The 22171-nt window shown below is 67.4% G+C and carries 17 protein-coding genes and 1 pseudogene; 17 read left to right on the top strand and 1 reads right to left on the bottom strand.

Annotated elements, in window-relative coordinates; genetic code table 11:
* Nucleotides 1-9: 9 nt before the first annotated feature.
* From GR168_RS02105 to GR168_RS02020, 17 genes are all read left to right on the top strand, one after another.
* A complete protein-coding gene (locus tag GR168_RS02105; RefSeq protein WP_004021558.1) occupies nucleotides 10-564 on the top strand; it encodes an NADH-quinone oxidoreductase subunit B in 555 nt (184 codons plus the stop codon).
* The gene (locus tag GR168_RS02100; RefSeq protein WP_065631168.1) at nucleotides 561-1268 is read left to right on the top strand and encodes an NADH-quinone oxidoreductase subunit C; all 708 of its coding nucleotides are present in this window, start codon (nucleotides 561-563) and stop codon (nucleotides 1266-1268) included. Before GR168_RS02105 ends, GR168_RS02100 begins: the two co-directional genes overlap by 4 nt.
* Nucleotides 1268-2581: an NADH dehydrogenase (quinone) subunit D gene (nuoD, locus tag GR168_RS02095; protein WP_065631169.1), complete on the top strand. Its 1314-nt coding sequence runs from the start codon at nucleotides 1268-1270 to the stop codon at nucleotides 2579-2581. Before GR168_RS02100 ends, nuoD begins: the two co-directional genes overlap by 1 nt.
* The gene (gene nuoF / locus GR168_RS23825; RefSeq protein WP_238994999.1) at nucleotides 2578-4983 is read left to right on the top strand and encodes an NADH-quinone oxidoreductase subunit NuoF; all 2406 of its coding nucleotides are present in this window, start codon (nucleotides 2578-2580) and stop codon (nucleotides 4981-4983) included. The genes nuoD and nuoF overlap by 4 nt, the downstream gene beginning before the upstream one ends.
* A complete protein-coding gene (locus GR168_RS02080; RefSeq protein WP_065631170.1) occupies nucleotides 4980-7397 on the top strand; it encodes an NADH-quinone oxidoreductase subunit G in 2418 nt (805 codons plus the stop codon). Before nuoF ends, GR168_RS02080 begins: the two co-directional genes overlap by 4 nt.
* Nucleotides 7394-8674, top strand: coding sequence for an NADH-quinone oxidoreductase subunit NuoH (nuoH, locus tag GR168_RS02075; protein WP_068972607.1), 1281 nt, complete (start codon nucleotides 7394-7396; stop codon nucleotides 8672-8674). Before GR168_RS02080 ends, nuoH begins: the two co-directional genes overlap by 4 nt.
* Nucleotides 8667-9230 carry an NADH-quinone oxidoreductase subunit NuoI gene (gene nuoI, locus GR168_RS02070; protein WP_137810096.1) on the top strand — a complete coding sequence of 188 codons (564 nt, stop codon included), beginning with the start codon at nucleotides 8667-8669 and terminating at the stop codon, nucleotides 9228-9230. Before nuoH ends, nuoI begins: the two co-directional genes overlap by 8 nt.
* On the top strand, nucleotides 9227-10015 hold the full coding sequence (locus tag GR168_RS02065) for an NADH-quinone oxidoreductase subunit J (protein WP_137810097.1): 789 nt from the start codon (nucleotides 9227-9229) through the stop codon (nucleotides 10013-10015). The genes nuoI and GR168_RS02065 overlap by 4 nt, the downstream gene beginning before the upstream one ends.
* Nucleotides 10012-10311, top strand: coding sequence for an NADH-quinone oxidoreductase subunit NuoK (gene nuoK, locus GR168_RS02060; RefSeq protein ID WP_058251017.1), 300 nt, complete (start codon nucleotides 10012-10014; stop codon nucleotides 10309-10311). Before GR168_RS02065 ends, nuoK begins: the two co-directional genes overlap by 4 nt.
* Before the next feature lie 10 nt (nucleotides 10312-10321).
* Nucleotides 10322-12235, top strand: coding sequence for an NADH-quinone oxidoreductase subunit L (gene nuoL, locus GR168_RS02055; RefSeq protein ID WP_159369890.1), 1914 nt, complete (start codon nucleotides 10322-10324; stop codon nucleotides 12233-12235).
* Nucleotides 12232-13836, top strand: coding sequence for an NADH-quinone oxidoreductase subunit M (locus GR168_RS02050; protein WP_159369889.1), 1605 nt, complete (start codon nucleotides 12232-12234; stop codon nucleotides 13834-13836). The genes nuoL and GR168_RS02050 overlap by 4 nt, the downstream gene beginning before the upstream one ends.
* The gene (gene nuoN / locus GR168_RS02045) at nucleotides 13836-15608 is read left to right on the top strand and encodes an NADH-quinone oxidoreductase subunit NuoN (protein ID WP_159369888.1); all 1773 of its coding nucleotides are present in this window, start codon (nucleotides 13836-13838) and stop codon (nucleotides 15606-15608) included. The genes GR168_RS02050 and nuoN overlap by 1 nt, the downstream gene beginning before the upstream one ends.
* 367 nt (nucleotides 15609-15975) lie before the next feature.
* Complete coding sequence (locus tag GR168_RS02040) at nucleotides 15976-16419, top strand: LpqN/LpqT family lipoprotein (RefSeq protein WP_159369887.1); 444 nt, start codon at nucleotides 15976-15978, stop codon at nucleotides 16417-16419.
* A gap of 49 nt (nucleotides 16420-16468) precedes the next feature.
* Nucleotides 16469-16714 carry a hypothetical protein gene (locus GR168_RS02035; protein ID WP_223259070.1) on the top strand — a complete coding sequence of 82 codons (246 nt, stop codon included), beginning with the start codon at nucleotides 16469-16471 and terminating at the stop codon, nucleotides 16712-16714.
* Between the two features lie 58 nt (nucleotides 16715-16772).
* Nucleotides 16773-17651, top strand: coding sequence for a LysR family transcriptional regulator (locus GR168_RS02030; protein WP_159369886.1), 879 nt, complete (start codon nucleotides 16773-16775; stop codon nucleotides 17649-17651).
* The gene (locus tag GR168_RS02025; protein WP_065631178.1) at nucleotides 17648-18574 is read left to right on the top strand and encodes a serine hydrolase; all 927 of its coding nucleotides are present in this window, start codon (nucleotides 17648-17650) and stop codon (nucleotides 18572-18574) included. Before GR168_RS02030 ends, GR168_RS02025 begins: the two co-directional genes overlap by 4 nt.
* A 99-nt stretch (nucleotides 18575-18673) precedes the next feature.
* Entirely contained in the window at nucleotides 18674-20446 is a 1773-nt protein-coding gene (locus GR168_RS02020) for a penicillin-binding transpeptidase domain-containing protein (protein ID WP_065631179.1), read from the top strand.
* A gap of 67 nt (nucleotides 20447-20513) precedes the next feature.
* On the opposite strand, the pseudogene GR168_RS02015 reads toward GR168_RS02020, so the two are convergent.
* Nucleotides 20514-22116, bottom strand: a pseudogene (locus tag GR168_RS02015) (alkaline phosphatase D family protein).
* Nucleotides 22117-22171 lie beyond the last annotated feature (55 nt).

The raw sequence follows: 22171 nt of genomic DNA, 5'->3' as shown, positions 1-22171 counted from the left end.
AGGTCACCCATGGGACTCGAGGAACGACTCCCCAGCGGATTCCTGCTGAGTACCGTCGAGGATCTGGCCGGGTTCATGCGCAAGGGCTCGCTCTGGCCGGCGACTTTCGGGCTGGCCTGCTGCGCCATCGAGATGATGGCCACCACCTCGGGACGGTACGACCTCGCCCGGTTCGGCATGGAGGCGTTCCGGGCGTCGCCGCGACAGGCCGATCTCATGATCGTCGCCGGCCGCGTCAGCCAGAAGATGGCCCCCGTCCTCCGTCAGATCTACGACCAGATGCCGGAACCCAAATGGGTTCTCGCCATGGGGGTCTGCGCGTCGTCGGGCGGGATGTTCAACAACTACGCGATCGTCCAGGGCGTCGATCACGTGGTCCCTGTCGACATCTACCTGCCGGGCTGCCCGCCACGCCCGGAGATGTTGCTGCACGCCATCCTGAAGCTGCACGAGAAGATCCAGGAGATGCCGCTCGGTGTCAATCGCGAGGAGGCCATCTGGGCGGCCGAACGTGCCGCCCTCCAGGCCACCCCGACGATCGAGCTGAAGGGGTTGCTCCGATGACCACGCCCGCAGGCCATCAGGACCCCGAGAACCCGGCACCCCCACCGCACGACGCGGAGCAGATCGGCGTCCGACACGGGTTGTTCGGTCCGCCCGGAACCGGCGACACGTCGGGGTACGGCGGCCTGGTCCGGCCGGTCACGCTGCCGCCCAGTACGTCCCGACCCTACGGCGGGTATTTCGACGAAATCGCCGACTGTCTGCTCCACGAGATGGGCGACGGCTACGACGACGCGATCGAGAAGGTCGTGGTCTTCCGGGGCGAGATGACCATCCACGTTGTACGACAGCACCTTCCCGCCGTCGCACTGACTCTGCGCAACGCGCCCGCGTTGCGATTCGAACTCTGCCTCGGCGTGAGCGGGGTCCACTATCCCGGCGACCCGGGCCGCGAACTCCATGCCATCTATCCGCTGGCCTCCCTGACCCACGGGCGTCGCGTCCGTCTCGAGGTCGCGGCGCCCGATGCCGACCCGCACATCCCGAGCATCTGCGACATCTACCCCACCAATGACTGGCACGAACGCGAGACCTACGACTTCTTCGGCATCGTCTTCGACGGCCATCGCTCACTGACCCGGATCGAGATGCCCGACGACTGGGAGGGCCACCCCCAGCGCAAGGACTACCCGCTCGGCGGAGTCCCGGTGGAATACAAGGGAACCCGCGTCGACCCGCCGGACCGGAGGAGGTCGTACAACTGATGACCGACACCCATACGCACACCTACACCGTGTCGGGACAGGACTGGGACTCGATCGTGTCCGACGTCCGTACCCGCGCCGAGCAGCAACCGGGAGACGAACGCATCGTCGTCAACATGGGTCCGCAACACCCGTCGACGCACGGCGTCCTGCGCCTGATCCTCGAGATCGAAGGCGAGACCGTCACCGAGGCCCGCTGCGGAATCGGCTACCTGCACACCGGGATCGAGAAAAACCTCGAGTACCGCAACTGGACGCAGGGCGTCACGTTCGTCACCCGGATGGACTACTTGTCACCGTTCTTCAACGAGACCGCCTACTGTCTCGGCGTGGAGAAGCTCCTCGGTATCACCGACGACATCCCGGAACGCGCCACCGTCATCCGGGTGATGCTGATGGAGCTCAACCGCATCTCCAGCCATCTCGTCGCGCTGGCCACCGGCGGAATGGAACTCGGTGCCGTGACGGCGATGTTCCTCGGTTTCCGCGAGCGGGAGATGATTCTCGACCTCTTCGAACTCATCACCGGCCTGCGGATGAACCACGCCTACATCCGCCCCGGAGGTGTCGCACAGGACCTGCCGGAGGATGGCATCGACCGGGTCGCCGAGGTCATCCGACAGCTCCCCGGCCGCCTGGACGAACTCGGAGACCTGCTGAACGACAACTACATCTGGAAGGCGCGGACCCAGGGCGTCGGTTATCTCGACCTCACCGGTTGCATGGCACTCGGGATCACCGGTCCGGTGCTGCGGTCCACCGGCTACCCCCACGACCTGCGCCGCGCCGAGCCGTACTGCGGCTACGAGAACTACGAGTTCGACGTCATCACCGAGGACACCTGCGACTCCTACGGCCGCTACCTGATCCGCGTGCGCGAGATGCGCGAGTCGATCCGCATCGTGGAGCAGTGCCTGGAACGGCTCCGGCCGGGGCCGGTGATGGTCGCCGACCGCAAGCTCGCCTGGCCGGCCGACCTCGCGCTCGGACCGGACGGACTGGGCAACTCGCCCGAGCACATCGCCCGGATCATGGGCACCTCCATGGAAGCCCTCATCCACCACTTCAAACTCGTCACCGAGGGGATGCGCGTCCCGGCCGGCCAGTGCTACGTCGCCGTCGAATCACCGCGGGGCGAGCTCGGCGTGCACATGGTCAGCGACGGCGGCACTCGGCCGTACCGCGTCCACTTCCGCGACCCGTCGTTCACGAATCTGCAGGCCGTCGCGGCGATGTGCGAAGGGGGGATGGTGGCCGACGTCATCACGGCGGTGGCCAGCATCGACCCCGTGATGGGAGGCGTGGACCGATGACCGATCCCGTGTTCGTGGACCTGAGCACCGCACCCCCGCCGGAGGGGTCGGCGCCGGCGCACGGAGCACCCGTCCCACCGATCACCTTCGACGGCCCGGCCGGTTACCCCGACGAGGTCATCGAACAGCTGACCGCAGAAGCGCTTCCGATCATCGCGCGCTATCCGCAGGCGCGGTCGGCGCTGCTGCCGCTGCTGCACCTGGTGCAGTCCCACGACGGCCGACTCACACGTGCCGGCATCGAATTCTGTGCCGCACAGCTGGATCTGACCCCCGCACAGGTGGCCTCGGTCGCCACCTTCTACTCCATGTACCGGCGCACACCCACCGGCGAGTACCTCGTCGGGGTCTGCACGAACACTCTGTGCGCGACCCTGGGTGGCGACGAGATCCTCCGTTCGGTCTGCGAGCACCTGGGCGTGGAACCCGGGGACACGACGGCCGACCACCGCATCACCGTCGAACACGTCGAATGCAATGCGGCCTGCGACTTCGCGCCGGTGGTGATGGTCAACTGGGAGTTCTTCGACGACCAGACCCCGGAGTCGACCATCGAGCTCATCGAGGACCTTCGCGCCGGTGTCGAGGTCACCCCGGCTCGCGGTACCGGCCCCGTGCGATCGTTCCGCGAGACCGAACGCGACCTCGCCGGGGCCCGTCCTCCGCTGGTTGAGCCGGCACCGAGCGCCCCTCCGCTGGTTCAGCCCACCCCGCCGCTGGCTGAGCCCTCCCCTCCGCTGGTTGAGCCGGCACCGAGCGAAGCGAGGAGCCGAGTCGAAGCCACCTCGCAACCACCCCCTCCGCTGGTTGAGCCGGCACCTTCTCCACTGGTTGAGCCGGCACCGAGCGCAGCGAGGAGCCGAGTCGAAGCCACCTCGCAACCACCCTCTCCGCTGGTTGAGCCGCCCCCTTCTCCGCTGGTTGAGCCGGCACCGAGCGAAGCGAGGCGCCGAGTCGAAGCCACCTCGCAACCACCCTCTCCGCTGGTTGAGCCGGCACCTTCTCCGCTGGTTGAGCCGGCACCGAGCGCAGCGAGGAGCCGAGTCGAAGCCACCTCGCAACCACCACAACCCGACCCCGAACCCGAACCCCCCGAGACCCCGATCCTGTCCCGCCACTGGGACGAACCGCAATCCTGGACCCTGGACAACTATCTGCGCCACAACGGTTATCGAGCGTTGTCGACCGCACTGACCACTCCCCCCGACGACATCATCGAGACGGTCAAGGCCTCCGGTCTCCGTGGCCGAGGCGGCGCGGGCTTCCCGGTCGGGATGAAGTGGTCGTTCATTCCCCAGCAGGATTCCACGCAGACCGACCCGTCGGTCCCGCACTATCTCGTGGTCAACGCCGACGAATCCGAGCCGGGCACGTGCAAGGACATGCCGCTGATGCTCGCGTCGCCCCACACGCTCGTCGAAGGCGTGATCATCGCGGCGTATGCCATCCGCGCGCACCACGCGTTCATCTACGTGCGCGGCGAAGTCGCCTCGGTTCTCCGTCGACTGCGCACCGCCGTCGACGAGGCCTACGCCGCAGGCTACCTCGGCACGGACATCCTGGGATCCGGCTTCGATCTCGAACTGGTCGTCCACGCCGGCGCGGGCGCCTACATCTGCGGCGAGGAAACCGCCCTGCTCGATTCGCTCGAGGGCCGGCGGGGACAACCGCGTCTGCGCCCGCCCTTCCCGGCGGTTGCCGGACTGTACGCGAGTCCGACGGTCGTGAACAACGTGGAGTCGATCGCGAGCGTCCCGGCGATCATCCGCAACGGCGTCGACTGGTTCCGGTCCATGGGCACCGAGAAGTCACCCGGGTTCACCCTCTACTCGCTGTCGGGTCATGTGACGCGTCCCGGACAATACGAAGCGCCACTTGGGGTTTCGTTACGGCAACTACTCGACCGGGCGGGCGGGGTGCGCGCCGGGCACGAGCTGAAGTTCTGGACACCGGGCGGGTCGTCGACACCACTCCTGACGCCGGAGCACCTCGACGTCCCGCTCGACTACGAGGGCGTCGGCGCGGCCGGTTCGATGCTGGGCACCAAGGCCCTGCAGATCTTCGACGAGACGACCTGTGTCGTCGGCGCGGTCCTGCGGTGGACGGAGTTCTACGAACACGAGTCCTGCGGCAAATGCACCCCGTGCCGCGAGGGCACGTACTGGCTGGTGCAACTGCTGCACCGGCTGGAGCACGAGGGCGGAACCGCCGCGGACCTCGACACCCTCGCCGATGTCACCAACAGCATCGTCGGGAAGTCGTTCTGCGCGCTCGGGGACGGAGCGGGCAGCCCGATCGTGTCGTCGCTGAAGTACTTCCGCGACGAGTACCTCGCCCACCTCGACCACGGGTGCCCGTTCGACCATTCACGCTCGACCGTCTGGGCAGGAGGCGTCCGATGACACTCACCCACGGGAGCGACCCGGCGGCCGCGACCGACAACCTGGTCGGCATCACCATCGACGGTCGCGCCGTCCGGGTACCCAAGGGCACGTTGGTGATCCGCGCGGCCGAACAGATCGGCATCATGATCCCGCGCTTCTGCGACCATCCGCTCCTCGAACCGGTCGGTGCCTGCCGGCAGTGTCTCGTCGAGGTCGAGGGGCAGCGCAAACCGCTCGCATCATGCACGACGGTGGCCACCGAGGGGATGGTGGTGCGGACGCAGCTCAGCTCGGAGATCGCGGCGGGAGCGCAACGCGGGGTGATGGAACTCCTCCTGATCAACCACCCGCTGGACTGCCCGGTATGCGACAAGGGCGGTGAGTGCCCGCTGCAGAACCAGGCGATGTCGGCCGGCCGTTCCGAGTCGCGGTTCGACGGCGTCAAGCGGACCTTCACCAAGCCGGTCCCGTTGTCGTCGGAGGTCCTGCTCGACCGGGAGCGATGTGTGTTGTGTGCCCGCTGCACCCGGTTCTCCACACAGGTCGCGGGTGATCCGCTCATCGAGCTCGCGGATCGCGGTGCGCTACAACAGGTCAGCATCTACGCCGACGAACCGTTCGACTCCTACTTCTCCGGCAACACCGTGCAGATCTGCCCCGTCGGTGCGCTGACGGGGGCGCAGTACCGGTTCCGCGCCCGGCCGTTCGACCTGGTGTCGACGCCGAGCGTGTGCGAACACTGTGCGAGTGGATGCGCCCAGCGCACCGATCACCGCCGTGGAAAGGTGCTGCGCCGGCTGGCCGGTGACGATCCCGAGGTCAACTCGGAGTGGAACTGCGACAAGGGGCGATGGGCGTTCGCCTACACGTCGTCGCCCGACCGGATCACCGCCCCGCTCGTCCGGGACCGGCACGGCGATCTCCGTGAGGTGTCGTGGGCCGACGCCGTGCGCGCGGCGGCCGAGGGATTGACCCGTTCACCGGGCAACGTCGGTGTACTCACGGGTGGCCGGTTGACCGTGGAGGACGCCTACGCGTACTCCCGCTTCGCGCGAACCGTGTTGCACACCAACGACATCGACTTCCGCGCCCGAAGCCACAGCACCGAGGAGGCCGCCTTCCTCGCCGCGCGCATCGCCGGTCACGGACTCGCGACCACCTACGACGACCTGTCCGCCGCACCCGCGGTGCTGCTCGCCGGTTTCGAACCCGAGGAAGAGTCCCCGATCGTCTTCCTCCGTCTCCGGCGGGCAGTACGCACCGCCGGGCAGCGCGTCGCGACGGTCGCCCCGTTCGCGAGCCGCGGCGCCACCAAACTCGACGCCGCGGTCTTCCGGTCCGTTCCCGGCAGCGAGGCACAGGTGCTGCAATCGGAGGAGGTGACCGCGCACCTGCGGCCCGCCGGCTCGGTCATCCTCGTCGGTGAACGGCTGGCCACCCGGCCCGGCGCGTTGGCCGCAGTCGCGGCACTGGCCGACCGCACCGGCGCCCGGCTGGCCTGGATTCCGCGCCGCGCCGGCGAACGAGGCGCGCTCGAAGCGGGCGCCTTGCCGGGCCTGCTACCCGGCGGCCGGCCACTCGACGACGAGGACGCCCGTACGGCGGTGTCGGAGATCTGGGGCACCGATCTCGCCCCGCGGCCCGGACGCGACACCGCCGGGATCATCGACGCCGCGCGCTATCACGGGCTCTCGCTGGTGATCGGCGGCGTCGACGTCGACGACCTCCCCGACCCCGTCGCGGCGACCGAGGCGCTGACCGCCGCACCGTTCGTCGTCAGCCTCGAGCAACGCCGCAGCGCCGCCACACGCTGCGCGAACGTGGTCTTCCCGGTGGCTGCCGTCGCGGAGAAGGAGGGCACGTTCGTCGACTGGGAGGGCCGCCCGCGGAGCTTCACCACCGCCCTGACGGACTCGGGCCACCTGTCCGACCACCGCATCCTTGACGCGATCGCCCGGCAGATGGGTGTCGACCTGCGGTGCGCCGACGTCCCGACCATCCACATCGACCTGCGACGCATCGGCGCATGGTCCGGCCGGCGGGCCCCCATCGACGCCGCTGACAGGCCCCAGCCCGACCCGGCTGCCGGCCAGGCGGTGCTGGCGGGGTGGCACACGCTGCTCGACGACGGCCGGATGCAAGACGGGGAACCGCACCTCGCCGGCACCGCCCGCCCGCCGGTGGCCCGGCTCGCGCCGTCGACCGCCGCCGAAGCCGGTGTCGGGTCGGGCGACCTCCTGCGCGTCAGCACCGCCGACGGCGCCATCGTTCTGCCGGTGGAGATCACCGACATGCCGGATCGGGTCGTCTGGCTCCCGCTGTTCTCTCCCGGCTCGCACGTCCACGCCACGCTTCGCGCGCAGGAGGGTGACCTCGTGGCCCTCGCGCCGGCCCCGGTCGACGCCACCGACGCCGCAGGGGGTGCCGCGTGAACCTCGCCACCGACTTCCCGACCCTCGACGACTTCGGCCAGGACCCGATCTGGCTCGTCGTCGCCAAGGCGCTGGCCGTGTTCGTGTTCCTTGTGCTCAATCCGCTCATCGCCATCCTGCTCGAGCGAAAGATCATGGCACGCATGCAGACCCGCCTCGGGCCGAATCGGGTCGGCCCCAAGGGAATCTTGCAGAGCCTTGCCGACGGCGTGAAACTCGCACTCAAGGAGGGGATCATCCCCACCGGCGTCGACAAGGTGATCTATCTGCTGGCACCGATCATCGCGGTCGTCCCGGCGGTGATGGCCTTCGCGGTCATCCCGTTCGGGCCGATGGTGTCGGTCTTCGGTCACCAGACTCCGTTGCAGCTCACCGATCTCCCCGTCGGGGTGCTGTATGTCCTGGCGGTCACGTCGGTGGGTGTCTACGGGATCGTGCTGGCCGGCTGGTCGTCGGGCTCGACCTATCCGCTGCTCGGCGGACTCCGCTCGACGGCACAGGTCATCTCGTACGAGATTGCGATGGGACTCACCTTCGCCGCGGTGTTCCTCGACGCCGCGACCATGTCGACGTCGGGAATCGTTGCCGCCCAGGAACACCACTGGTACGTGTTGCTGCTGTTGCCCTCGTTCGTCATCTACGCCATCTCGATGGTCGGCGAGACCAACCGGGCGCCTTTCGATCTGCCCGAGGCCGAGGGTGAGCTGGTCGGCGGGTTTCACACCGAGTACTCGTCGTTGAAGTTCGCCATGTTCATGCTCGCCGAGTACATCAACATGGTCACCGTCTCCGCGCTCGCCACCACTCTGTTCCTCGGCGGTTGGCAGGCGCCGTGGCCGCTGAGCACGTTCGACTGGGCGAATTCCGGTTGGTGGCCCGTTCTCTGGTTCACGCTCAAGGTGTGGGCGTTCCTGTTCGTGTTCATCTGGCTGCGAACCAGTCTGCCGCGCTTGCGGTACGACCAGTTCATGAATCTGGGTTGGAAGGTCCTGATCCCCATCTCTCTCACCTGGGTGATGGTCGTCGCGATCATCCGCGCCGCCTTCGCCGGCGAGGACGCCGACCTCACCCGCGCGCTGGTCTCCGCCGGCGCCGGACTCGTCGTCACCGGGCTCATCGCCTACGCGGTGTGGCGGTTGATGCGGGTCCCCGACATCCCGGACCCGACGCAGGACTCCGCAGACCCGTCCGCCGCACCCGACGAGTTCGACCCGATGGCCGGCGGATTCCCCGTGCCGCCGATGCCCAGCACCGTGAGGGAGACCACCGATGCCTGACTTCCTGAAACCGGTGAGCGGATTGCGCGTCACCTTCGGCGGCATGTTCCAACCCACAATCACGGAGCAGTACCCCGAGCAGAAACGGCCGACCGCAGCGCGCTATCACGGTCGCCATCAACTGAATCGGCACCCCGACGGTCTCGAGAAGTGCATCGGGTGCGAGCTGTGCGCGTGGGCGTGCCCGGCTGACGCCATCTATGTGGAGGGCGCCGACAACACACCCGACGAGCGCTACTCGCCCGGCGAACGGTACGGGCGCGTCTACCAGATCAACTATCTGCGGTGCATCGGTTGCGGGCTCTGCATCGAGGCGTGCCCCACGCGCGCGCTCACGATGACCAACGACTACGAACTCGCCGATGACAATCGCGCCGACCTCATCTACGAGAAGGACCGTCTGCTGGCCCCGCTGCAGCCCGGCGTCGACGCGCCGCCGCACGCGATGGCGCCGGGCTCCACCGAGGAGAACTACTACCGGGGCGAGGTGACGTCCGACGGGCGGGTCGCCCTGCCCGATCCGACTGTCCCGACCAGACGCGAGCCGCGGTCATGACTTCCGGTGGCACCCTGTGGCTCGCCGACGAGGTGGTGCGAACCTCCACCGGTGAGGCGATCCAGTTCTGGGTTCTCGGGGCCGTCGCGGTTGCCGGTGCGCTGGGTGTCGTCTTCGCCACCAAGGCCGTCTACTCGGCGATCTTCCTGGCCACCACGATGATCGTGCTGGCCGTCTTCTACGTCGCGCAGGGGGCGCTGTTCCTGGGCGTGGTGCAGGTGGTCGTGTACACCGGTGCGGTGATGATGCTGTTCCTGTTCGTCATCATGCTGATCGGCGTCGACTCGTCGGACTCACTGCGGGAGACCCTGCGCGGCCAGCGACTGTCCGCGGTGTTGCTCGGTGTCGGCTTCGGGATCCTGTTGATCGCCGGGATCGGCAGCGCCACCGTCGGTGTCGTCACCGGTGCCACCAACCCCGACGTGGTGGCCGCGCAGAGCGACGCCGGTGTGGAGGCCATCGCCGAGCTGATCTTCGTCCGCTACCTGTGGGCGTTCGAGCTCACCGGAGCCCTCCTCATCGCCGCCACGCTCGGCGCCATGGTGCTCGCGCACCGGGAGCGTTTCGGCCCACGACTCACCCAGAAAGAACTGTCGCAGGCGCGGTTCCGCAGTGGGGTCAACCTGACCCCGCTGCCGACACCCGGGGTCTACGCGCGACACAACGCGGTCGACGTGCCGGCCCGTCTGCCCGACGGGTCGCCGTCGGACCTGTCGGTCAACGCCATCCTGGCCGCGCGGACACTCCGCACCCGCCCGGCCGACGACCCGGGGACCGACCGGTGAACCCGGAGAACTACCTCTACCTCGCAGCGCTGCTGTTCACCATCGGCGCGGCCGGAGTACTGCTGCGACGCAACGCGATCGTCGTGTTCATGTGCGTCGAGCTCATGCTCAATGCGGCCAACCTCGCCTTCGTCACCTTCGCCCGGATGAACCAGTCGTTCGACGGCCAGGTCATCGCGTTCTTCACCATGGTCGTCGCCGCGGCGGAAGTGGTGGTCGGGCTGGCGATCATCATGACCATCTTCCGATCACGCCGCTCGGCGTCGGTCGACGACGCGGATCTGCTGAAGAGGTAGAGGAGGATTGGTGAACGCCGAACTCACTGCGTCATTGCTCTGGCTGATACCGGCTCTGCCGCTTCTGGGTGCGGCGATCCTCCTTCTCGGTGGTCGCGCCACGGACCGGTGGGGGCATTTGCTCGGGACGGGCCTCGCGATCGCGTCGTTCGCGGTGGCGCTGATCATGTTCATCGGCATGGTGTCCCGATCTGCCGACGACCGCGTCGTGTCGGACGTCCTGTTCAGTTGGGTACCGGTGGGCGAGCTCCAGGTCGACTTCGGGTTTCTCCTCGACCAGCTGTCGATGTGCTTCGTCCTGCTGATCACCGGCGTCGGCTCGCTCATCCACGTCTATTCGATCGGCTACATGCAGCACGATCCGGATCGTCGCCGATTCTTCGCCTACCTCAACCTGTTTCTCGCGGCCATGCTCGTCCTGGTCCTGGCCGACAACTACCTGGGTCTCTACCTCGGCTGGGAAGGCGTCGGACTCGCGTCGTACCTGCTGATCGGTTTCTGGCAGCACAAGCCGTCGGCGGCCACCGCGGCCAAGAAGGCATTCGTCGTCAACCGGGTCGGCGACATCGGACTCGCTGTCGCCCTGATGATCATGTTCGCCACCTTTGGCTCAGTGGCCTTCACCGCGGTGTTCGACGGTGCCTCCCAGGCGGGCGAGACGACACTCACCGCACTGGGTTTCGTGCTTCTTCTCGCCTCATGCGGCAAGTCGGCGCAGGTGCCGCTGCAGTCGTGGCTGGGCGACGCGATGGAGGGCCCGACGCCGGTGTCGGCGCTGATCCACGCCGCGACCATGGTGACCGCAGGCGTCTACCTCATCGTGCGCTCGGGCCCGATCTTCGACCTCGCCCCCGCCGCCCAGGTCGGGGTCGTGGTCGTCGGCGCGGTCACCCTGCTGTTCGGCGCCGTCATCGGTTGCGCGAAGGACGACATCAAGAAGGCGCTCGCCGCGTCGACGATGAGCCAGATCGGGTACATGGTCCTGGCCGCCGGGCTCGGTCCGGCGGGTTACGCGTTCGCCATCATGCACCTGCTCACCCACGGCTTCTTCAAGGCGGGGCTGTTCCTCGGTGCGGGATCGGTGATGCACGGGATGAACGACGAGACCGACATGCGCCGCTACGGCGGATTGCGCACCCTCATGCCGATCACGTTCGTCACCTTCGGTGTCGGGTATCTCGCGATCATCGGTGTGCCGCCGTTCGCGGGCTTCTACTCGAAGGACCACATCATCGAGGCCGCGTTCGGCGCCGGTGGAGCGAAAGGTCTGATCCTCGGTGGCGCAGCACTTCTCGGCGCTGGGATCACCGCGTTCTACATGACCCGGGTCATGTTGCTCACCTTCTTCGGCGAGAAGCGTTGGCACGACGGCACGCACGCGCCGGCACCTCACCCGCACGAGTCGCCGCGTGTCATGACCGGCCCGATGATCCTGATCGCGCTCGGCTCCGTTGCATCGGGCGGCCTGCTGGCCATCGGCGGGTCGCTGGAGACGTGGCTCGAACCCGTTGTCGGAGGACACACCGAGCACCATCTCCTCCCGGTGTGGGCCATGACGGCGATCATCCTGCTCGTGGTCGCCGTCGGCGTGGCTGTCGCCTACCGTCAGTACGCGACTCGACCGGTGCCGGTGACCGCGCCCGAGGACGTATCGGTGCTCACCGTCGCCGCTCGCCGCGATCTGTACGGCGACGCCGTCAACGAGGAGCTGCTGATGCGGCCGGGTCAGCGGGTCACCGCCGGCCTCGTCGCGGTCGAGTCCGACGGCGTCGACGCGCTCACCAGTGGTGTCGGTGATGCGGTGACCGGCGCGTCGCGTCGAATACGCGGGTGGCAGAACGGTTATGTCCGGTCGTATGCCTTGTCGATGTTCGCGGGTACCACCGTGATCGTGGCCCTGGTGATGGCGGTGAACGTCCTGTGAGCATCCCCTGGTTGACCATCCTCTGGGTTGCGCCCGCCGGCGGCGCGGCCCTTGTCCTCGCGGTCCCGGCGCACCGGGCGACCGCGGCGAGATGGTTCGCGCTCGTGGTGTCCGTGGCTGTCCTCGTCCTCTCGGTCGGTCTCGCGGCCGGTTTCGATCCCGGTGGGGAGCGCTACCAGTTCGTCGAAGACGTCAGCTGGATACCGGCGCTGGGTACGCGGTATGCGCTGGGGCTCGACGGCATCGGACTCGTCCTGGTGCTGCTGACCGCGGCGCTCCTGCCCCTGCTGCTCGTGGCCGGCTGGCGCGATGCCGAGTCGGCGGGCTCGCTGGACAATTCGGGTGGCCGCGCGCAGAAGGGCCCGCACATCTACCTGGCGCTGTTCCTCGCCACCGAGGCGATGGTGCTGATGAGCTTCGTCGCGCTCGACGTGCTGCTGTTCTACATCTTCTTCGAGGCGATGCTCATCCCGATGTACTTCCTGATCGGCGGGTTCGGCACCGGACCCAACCGATCGGCAGCCGCGGTGAAGTTCCTGTTGTACAACCTCTTCGGCGGACTCCTTCTGTTGGCCGCGGTCATCGGACTGTACGTGGTGACCGCCCAGGACGGGGTGGGCCCAGACGGTGGCGGGACGTTCGCGCTGCCGGACATCGCCGCAGCTGTCGCGAGCGGACAGATCGACGACTCGACCGGGTTGGCCAAACTCCTGTTCCTCGGCTTCCTGTTCGCCTTCGCGGTGAAAGCACCGCTGTGGCCGTTGCATTCGTGGTTGCCCGACGCCGCCGTCGCCGCCACGCCCGCCTCGGCGGTGCTGATGATGGCCGTGATCGACAAGGTCGGGACCTTCGCGATGCTGCGATTCTGCATGCAGCTGTTCCCGGACGCATCCCAGTACTTCGCGCCGCTCGTCTGCGGACTCGCGGTCGTCAGCATCGTCTACGGCGCGGTCCTGGCAATCGGCCAGACCGACGTGATGCGGCTCATCGCCTACACCTCCATCTCGCACTTCGGCTTCATCATCCTCGGCATCTTCGCGATGACCGACCAGGGCCAGACCGGGTCGACGCTCTACATGGTCAACCACGGGATCTCCACCGCCGCACTGTTCCTCATCGCCGGCTTCCTCGTATCACGTCGTGGGAGCACCCTGATCGCCGACTACGGCGGCGTGCAGAAGGTCGCGCCCGTCCTCGCCGGCACCTTTCTCGTCGCCGGGCTCGCCACCCTCTCGCTCCCGGGGCTGGCCCCGTTCATCAGCGAGTTCCTGGTTCTCATCGGCACCTTCACCCGCTACCCGGTGGCGGCGGTGATCGCCTGCTCGGCGCTCGTCCTGTCGGCGATCTACATCCTGTGGACTTATCAGCGGATGATGGGCGGACCGACGAAACCGGCCGGCGACCGCTTGTCGTCGATGCGGGACCTGGCGGGTCGCGAACTCGTGGTCGTCGCTCCGCTGCTCGCCCTGCTCATCGCGCTGGGGGTGTATCCGAAGCCGATGATCGACCTGATCGATCCGGCGGTCCAGGCAACGCTCACCACTGTCGGCGTCGAGGCGCCCGAACCAGCCGTCGCCGAGTCTGATCCGGAGGGCAACTGATGACATCGACCACCCTCGTCGACGGTCCGATGACGCTGGCCGCCATCGACACCCCCAGCGTCGAATACGCATCTCTCGCACCGATGCTCATCGTCTTCGGCGTGGGGGTCGTCGGGGTCCTGGTCGAGGCCTTCGCGCCGCGCAGACTGCGGTATGCCCTGCAACTCTCGCTCGCACTCGGCGGGTTGGTCGTCGGATTGGGTGCCCTGATCGCGGTGGCGGTCGCGCAGACACACGATGGCGCGAACGGCGAGTTCGCGATGTCGGGTGCGGTCGTGATCGACCGACCGGCACTGTATCTACAAGGGCTGCTGCTGATCATCGCCGTCATCGCCGTCGGGTTCATGGCCGAGCGCCGACTCGAGCGAGTGGTCGCACCGGTGACGATGCGAAGGCTCGCCGGGGTCGGCGGCGGGGACGACGCGATCACGCGTGGCGGCCCGGCCGGGGGCGGTGTGGACGCCGACATGTTCACCCCCTCGGGCGCCTCGGTACCCAACACCGATGCCGAGTTCGAGGCCACCCGCGCCGGAGCGGTGACGACCGAGGTCTTTCCCCTGGCCCTGCTCGCGGTGGGCGGGATGATGCTGTTCCCGGCGTGTGGGGACCTGCTCACGATGTTCATCGCGCTGGAGGTGTTCTCGCTCCCGCTGTATCTGCTGTGCGGACTGGCCCGGCGTCGGCGCCTCATCTCGCAGGAAGCCTCCCTGAAGTACTTTCTGCTGGGCGCGTTCTCGTCCGCGTTCTTCCTGTTCGGAGCGGCCTTCGTCTACGGCGCCACGGGTTCGCTGAACCTCTCGACGATCGGTGCGTCGATCTCGGCGACCGCCGACAGCGGCGGTGACACGACACTGGCACTCATCGGGCTGGCGCTGCTCGCCGTCGGCCTGCTGTTCAAAGTGGGTGCGGTGCCGTTCCATTCGTGGATTCCGGATGTCTATCAGGGCGCTCCGACGCCGGTCACCGCATTCATGGCCGCCGCCACCAAGGTCGCCGCTTTCGGCGCGCTGCTCCGGGTCTTCTACGTCGGCTTCCCGGGCCTGAGGGAGCAGTGGGAACCCGCGTTGTGGGCGGTGGCCATCGCGTCGATGGTCATCGCCTCGGTCATGGCGGTGACCCAGAACGACGTCAAGCGGATGCTCGCGTACTCGTCCATCGCGCACGCCGGGTTCATCCTGCTCGGCCTGATCGCCTTCGACGAAGCCGGACTCGGCGCCACGCTGTTCTACCTCGCCGCCTACGCGTTCACCACTCTCGGCGCCTTCGCCACCGTCGCCGTCATCCGTGAGCCCGACACCGACGCCGGTCCCTCTGCCCGCGCAGTCGCCATCCACGGCACGGCACCGCTGCCGCGAAACCCACACCTGTCCGGCCGCGAGGCCACCGACCTCACCCAGTGGTCGGGGTTGGGGCGCCGTTACCCGCTGGTGGGCGCCATGTTCTCGGTGTACCTGCTCTCCTTCGCGGGCATTCCGCTGACCAGTGGCTTCATCGCCAAATTCGACGTCTTCGCCGCCGCGGCCGGTTCCGGCGGCGGCGTCCTCGTGGTCATCGGCGTCATCAGCAGCGCCATCGCCGCCTATGTCTACGTCCGCATCATCGTCGCCATGTTCTTCGACGACGTCCCCGCCTCCGGCGCCCCGCACGTGGTCAAACCCAGTGTGCTGACGACGACCGGTATCGCCCTGTGCACCCTCGCGACCGTGGCCCTCGGCATCTTTCCGCAACCGCTGCTCGACCTCGCCGACTCGGCGGCGGTGTTCTTGCGCTGACAGATGATCAGGAACGGATCCGTCAACGCAACGTCGACCACTGCGGAGTTGTGCAGGATCGTGCACGGTCACATATCGAGTTGGGGCATTTGGGTCCGGTATGCGACGCATACTGCCCCCGCGTCAGGCACTATGGTCGCGCTACGTCGTCCAAACGCATCGTCCGACCTGCGGGTCTTCTCTAGCCGATGTCCCGTCTCCGTCAACGCTCAGCAAAAGACCGAGCGGCAACGGATATTGTGAGCGATCCATCAAAATAGGAGCGCCGCCAATGTCTGATCTCGACCCCCTCGGTGAGCGTCTACGCCTAATGGCGGTGTCTCAGGCAAAAGTGACCGATCACCGATCGGTTGCCGGAATCGTTCGGGTGGACGTTGATCACGCGGCGTATCAACGCGACCCAGCAGCGGCACGGTGCGGCCTCCTCGACCGCTACGTCGCCACCGCTCACGCGGACCGTGACGGTCGTGACACGATCTCCATCGCCCTGACGAGATTCATCGTCGATTCTTCGGTCGACGTGAATGACCTGCTCGATCACGCCTTCGTGGAGTCTCGTAGCCTCCCCGGGTGGATCGAGGAACGGGCGGACCGATACCCGATCAGCGATCGCACCGAAGGCGGAACCATCCATGCCGGGCACTGGGTCGGCCCGGAGGGACGGTCGCGGTATCTGGTGAACAAGAACGTCCTGTATCAACGAGCGAACGTGGTGTATCTGCTGCAGAGTTCTGCCACCACCGCGTCCGCCAACCCGACGGTGCAGGCGCATGTGCAGGACATCGTGGTGTCAGCCCACCTCGAGGATTGAGAGCGACATGGTGACCCGGCACTCCGTTGTGTCCAACCTGGAGTCGGCCATGAACACCGTCATCCACTTCGTCGCCGATCCGAATGATGCCAGCTGGTACAGGGGTGACGCCGAGCGACATACGCTCTACCTGCGTATGGGCAACTTTCCCGATGAAGAGGCGTTCTCGCTGTACCTCGGTCACGGCAGATGGATGGACTTCTCAACTCCTCCGGCCACTTGGACAATCGCGACTACGACACAATGGCCGCCAACTGCGCGCCCTCGGTTACCCAAAGGCGAGTTCCACGAGTGACACTCGCCCACTTCTCAGCTGAACCGTTCCCGGGGTCGACCATGCCATCCTGGAACCCGTGGATCTGATCAGGCACCTACGGTTCTTCGTCGCCGTGGCCGAGGAGGGCCACTTCGGCGAGGCCGCTGCGCGCTTGGAGATGACACAACCGCCGGTGTCGCAGGGTCTGCGTCGCCTGGAGAAGCAGCTGGGACTCCAGCTCATCCGACGCACCACTCGCGGCGCCGAACTCACCGATGCCGGAAGCGAACTGCTTCCGCGCGCACGTCTACTCGTCGACGACGCCTCGAGATTCGTCGGCGAGGCCCGTCGGCTCCACGAGCGTACCGAGGTATTGCGTTGGGGTACCCCATCACTGGTCGGCCCGACGATCACGGCCACGCTGGCACGCCGCATCGCTGGGGTCGCGTCCGGACAGGACACGGTCAGCTCCTCGACGGTGAATCTTGTCGAACAGGTGTCGGCCGGGTCACTCGACCTTGCGGTCGTCGAAGCGCCCTGCGTCACCGGGTCGTTGGCCACCGGACCGGTCGTCGTCCTCAAGCGTTCGATCGTGGTGCCCGCTTCGCATCCGACAGCAGATGCCGACCGGCCGCGCCTGCGTCAACTCGCGGGGTTGCACTTCTGCCACACACCACGGTCGTTCAACCCGCCTGCGCACGACCAGCTGATCGACCGGCTCCGAGAGTCCGGCCTCGACCCCCAGCTGAATCCGGTGACGTCCGCCGACCAGGTACTGGCCGCAGTAGCTGCCGGGCACGCCTTCGCGCTGACCGTCGATCGCGGTGTCCTCGCCGCGGTCGATGCCGTCCGCTGTCTCACCGTCGGACCGGACGCCACCGCGCTGCGCCTTCGCGTCGTCTACCGCGAACCCGGCCTCAGCGAGGTGGCGGAGGTCGTCACCGCCGCCCTCTACCGGATCGGCAAGGCGACGTGAGCTCGTCGGCGCCCCTGCCCGAGTCGGTCCGCACCGAGCTCGACCGCGCTGTCCACGAGACCTTCGCCGACGCCGGCTGTTCGGGATGCGTGCATGTACGGACGATCGGGCCGACGCCGGTCGAGTACTGCCACGACGCCGACACCCCGGTCGTCCTCGCGTCGGTCTACAAACTCGCGGTGTTGGTCTCCCTGTGCCGCATGGCAGATCGCGGCGACATCGATCTCACGGCGTCGATCTCGGTCGATCCCACTCGGTGGGCTCAGGGCCCGACCGGGCTCGCACTGTTCTCGGACCCGGTCACCATTTCCTGGCGCGACCTCGCCACCTCGATGATGACCGTCTCGGACAACGTCGCCGCCGACGTCATACTCGCCCACATCGGACTGCCGCAGATCCACGACGACCTGGTCGACCTCGGCCTCACGCACACCCGCATCGTCGGTGGTGTCGCCGAATCGCACGCACGTCTGCAGCGGGAGACCGGCACGAGCACCGTCGCCGAAGCGTTCGCCGCCCTGGCCGATCCCGACTTCGACGCCTCGGTCAGCGCCTACGACGCCGCCTACTCCAGTGCCGCGACACCGCGCGACTGCACGACGCTGCTGGACGCGATATGGACCGATCGCGCAGCGTCCGCGACGTCGTGCGAGTTCATTCGCCAGACGATGAGGAAACAGGTCTTCACCTCGCGCCTCGCTTCGGGCTTTCCGTTCCGCCGGGTGAGCGTCGCGGGTAAGACGGGCACGCTCGTCGCCGTTCGCAACGAGATCGGCGTCATCGAGTTCCCCGGCGAAGTGCCGATCGCGGTCGCGGTGTTCACGATGAGCGCGAGATCTGAGATGGCACTACCCGAGGTCGACCGCGCCATCGGAGAGGTGGCCCGCGTGATCGTCACCGAACTCCGAAGACCGGACGACTGACCGGAAACCGGACCAGGAACAGCGACGATAGCGAACCGCTATCGGCCGATCGCGTGCCGAAACTTGGCATCACGGCGTCCCGATGGGTTGGCTCGGGTCATGCGTCGATGGTGGGCACTGGTGAGTGCATGTATGGCGATCGTGGGCACGATGTCGGGTTGCTTCCTGTCCTCAGAATCACCTGAGGACGCGCTACGGTCGTTCGCGGCCGCGCTGCAGGAGGGCGATGCCACCAGAGCCGCGGCGCTCACCGACGATCCGACCGCGGCAGGCGCGGCGATCACCGCCATGTTCGATGGCATGGGCCGCACGCCCAAGCTCTCGGTCGCGGCCGACCTGGTCGACGACAAGGAGGTCAGCGGCACACTCGACCATCGCTGGCAGATCCGCGATCGGAGCGTCGAGTATCAGACCTCTGTCGTTCTCGCCGAGTCGGATTCCCACTGGAAGATAAGGTGGCAGCCCTCCGTCCTGCACCGGCAACTCCGTGCCGGGGAATCGTTCTCGTACAGCGACGATCGCGCCTACCGGACGCCGGTCCTCGACACCAACGATCGGCCGCTCATGACCTGGCAGGCCGTCACCCTGGTCGCGTTGCAACGCACGCAACTCGATTCGGCGGAGATGCTCGCCCGCGCCCTCCGACCCGTCGAACCCGGTATGACCGCCGCCGGTATCCGCGCGGCCTTCGCAGGCAACAATGCGCCGCAGCACACGGTGATCCGGCTCCGCGAGTCCGATCTCCGGCGCGTCCGGCGCTCGGTGGAGTCGATTCCGGGTGTCGCGCTCAGCGAGCAAGGCGCGCTGCTCAGCGCCACCAGAGCACTGCATTCGCCGGCGATGTCGGGACTCGAGGAGATCTGGCGCGAGCACATCGACGCCACGGCGGGGTGGTCCGTCCAGATCGTCGGCGCCGACGGCACACCCACTCATCTCGTCGACTCAGCGCAACCCGGTGTCACGCCACCGGTACACACGACCCTCGATCGCGATGTCCAGACCCGAGCACAACTCGCCGTCGACGGCGAACGACGCCCTGCCATGGTCGTGGCCATCGAACCGTCGACCGGAGGCATCGTCGCCGTCGCGCAGAACGATGCCGCCGACAGGTCGGGATCGGTCTCGCTGTCCGGGCTCTACCCTCCGGGTTCGACGTTCAAGACCATCACGACCGCAGCCGCACTGGACGCCGGAGCCGTGCAACCGACGTCACAGGTCCGCTGTCCTGGCCGCACCACGATCGAAGGTCGGACGATCCCGAACGAGGACGACTTCGACCTCGGGACCGTGGCACTTTCAACAGCTTTCGCGCGCTCGTGCAACACGACGATGGGCGCCCTCGCGAACAGGCTGCCCGACGACGCGCTCACCGCCATGGCACGACGGTTCGGCATCGGCGCGGACTACACCGTTCCGGGCCTGACGACCGTCACCGGGTCGGTGCCCCGCGCCGATTCACCAGCGTTGCGGGTCGAGAACGGCATCGGTCAGGGTACGGTGACCGTCAGCCCCTTCGGTCTCGCCCTGGCCGAGGCGAGCCTCGCGCGCGGTGAGACCGTGACCCCCGGCCTGGTTCGCGGAAGGGACACGACGGGAGACGTGGAACCGCAACAGATCCCGGGCGACGTCACTCGTGCACTCCGAAGCATGATGCGCGACACGGTCACTCGCGGCACGGCCACCGCACTCCGCGACATCCCCGGTCTCGGCGGAAAGACCGGCACGGCGGAGTACGGCGACAACAAGAACCCGCACGGCTGGTTCGCCGGCATCGTCGGGGACCTCGCGTTCGCGACGCTCGTCGTCGGAGGCGGGTCGTCCGCACCCGCTGTCGAGGTGACCGGAGAGTTCCTGCGGCCGCTGAGCGAGTGAGCGCTTCCGCAAAGTGCGGGAAAGGTACCGGATTCCGGGACGAATCCCGCACTCTGTCAACGGGTCGTCACGACGCCGGCTCGAGGTCCTTTCGGTACAGGGTCTTGCCCGACGCGTCGACCAGATCCACGCTCAACACTTTGGTCCTGCCGTCGATCGTCACCTCGCCGAAGTGTTGAAACCCCTCCGCCGGTGACACATTCGACCCGGTAGGTGCATGGACGAATTGGTACTCGGCACCGAATGTGCTGTCCAACGGGCTCTCCGGGAACGCACCGGCGTGCAACGGTCCGGCGACGAACTCCCAGAACGGCGCAAAATCCTTGAAGCCGGCGCGGTCAGGCTCGTAGGAGATCGCGGCGGTGTAGTGGACATCGGCGGTCAGGAACACCACGTTCCGGACGTTCTTCGTCTGAGACAGGATGCGGGAGAACGCGATCTCACGACCAAGCGGATCGCCGGCATCACCCTGGGCCACCGCTTCCATTGCCTTCGGACCGTCCGGCGGTGTCGTGTTCTTGTCCGCCACGACGATGCTCAGCGGCAGGTCATTGGCGACGATCTTCCAGGTCGCCGTCGAACCCCGCAGTCCGTCGATGAGCCACTGGGTCTGTTCCGGACCGAGCAAGCCGTCGACGTTGTCCCCCGACCACGCATCGGGGTTCGGGTCCTTGTGGCTGCGCATGTCGAGGATGAAGACGTCGAGCAGTGGACCGTATGACACCCTGCGGTACAGACGATCCGAGGCACCGATCTCGACGGGTTGCCATTCCTGCCAGGCCTGACGTCCGTTGCGCGCCAACACGTCGACGCTCATCTCGGTGTATCCCTCGCGGCCCTGCCCCTCGAGACTCTCCCCGGGGAACCAGTTGTTGACGACCTCGTGGTCGTCCCACTGCACCAGTTGCGGGACTGATCCGACGAAGCGTCGGAAGTGGTCGTCGGTCAGGTTGTACGCGTAGTTTCCACGAAACTGATCGACGGTCTGCGCCACCTGCGCCTTCGCCGGACTGGTGATGTTCCGATAGGTCTTGCCGTCGTTCTGTTCCTGAGTCGCCTCGACCGGGTTGTCGGCGTAGATGGCGTCACCGGAGTGGATGAAGAACTGCGGATCACGGTCGGCCATGGTGGCGAAGATGGTCATCCCGCCCATATCGGGGTTGATGCCCCACCCCTGCCCGACCACGTCGCCGGACCACTGGAACCTGATGTCGCCGTCTCGTACCGGAGCTGTCGTGAAGATTCCGGTCGCCGGTTCGGAGAGCGCGCCGTCCTCACCTTCGAAGGTGACGCGATAGTGCACGGTCTGGCCGGGCTCCAGGCCGGCCACCCGCAGTCGGCCGGTCCCGTCGCCGGCGGGCGTCACCTGCGGTCCGCGGAATTTCCGTGCAGCGCCGAAGGACTCGCTCGATGCGGTCTCGACGATCATGGTCGCCGGCCGGTCCGACCGCGCCCACACCAGCGCCCCTCCGCTGGTCACCTCGCCGGTGGCCACCCCGTGGGTGAGGACCGGCCGGTTTCTGACCAGACTCGGGCGTCGCCGAACCAGGATTCGACGACCCGCAGGCTGCCAGCGCGGACCCGACCGGGACGAGGAGCGCCCCCGTAGCGGCAGTCCGCAGAATCGTGCGCCTGGACGTGGGACGGTCTGCTCGATGAGGTCGGGCCATGGGCGCCAGCGTGGCGTAGCACTTCCAATGGCTGGTGAAGCGCAGGTGAAGTCTC

The sequence above is a fragment of the Gordonia sp. JH63 genome, assembly GCF_009856645.1.
Classification (GTDB): domain Bacteria; phylum Actinomycetota; class Actinomycetes; order Mycobacteriales; family Mycobacteriaceae; genus Gordonia; species Gordonia hongkongensis.
The sequence above is the reverse complement of the archived record's forward strand: the minus strand, read 5'-3'. Positions and strand labels throughout refer to the sequence as shown.

Excerpts from the sequence above, each read along its gene's own strand:
- GR168_RS02105 (WP_004021558.1), top strand. The coding sequence starts at position 10 with ATGGGACTCGAGGAACGACTCCCCAGCGGATTCCTGCTGAGTACCGTC.
- GR168_RS02100 (WP_065631168.1), top strand. The coding sequence starts at position 561 with ATGACCACGCCCGCAGGCCATCAGGACCCCGAGAACCCGGCACCCCCA.
- nuoD (WP_065631169.1), top strand. The coding sequence starts at position 1,268 with ATGACCGACACCCATACGCACACCTACACCGTGTCGGGACAGGACTGG.
- nuoF (WP_238994999.1), top strand. The coding sequence starts at position 2,578 with ATGACCGATCCCGTGTTCGTGGACCTGAGCACCGCACCCCCGCCGGAG.
- GR168_RS02080 (WP_065631170.1), top strand. The coding sequence starts at position 4,980 with ATGACACTCACCCACGGGAGCGACCCGGCGGCCGCGACCGACAACCTG.
- nuoI (WP_137810096.1), top strand. The coding sequence starts at position 8,667 with ATGCCTGACTTCCTGAAACCGGTGAGCGGATTGCGCGTCACCTTCGGC.
- GR168_RS02065 (WP_137810097.1), top strand. The coding sequence starts at position 9,227 with ATGACTTCCGGTGGCACCCTGTGGCTCGCCGACGAGGTGGTGCGAACC.
- nuoN (WP_159369888.1), top strand. The coding sequence starts at position 13,836 with ATGACATCGACCACCCTCGTCGACGGTCCGATGACGCTGGCCGCCATC.
- GR168_RS02035 (WP_223259070.1), top strand. The coding sequence starts at position 16,469 with ATGAACACCGTCATCCACTTCGTCGCCGATCCGAATGATGCCAGCTGG.
- GR168_RS02020 (WP_065631179.1), top strand. The coding sequence starts at position 18,674 with ATGCGTCGATGGTGGGCACTGGTGAGTGCATGTATGGCGATCGTGGGC.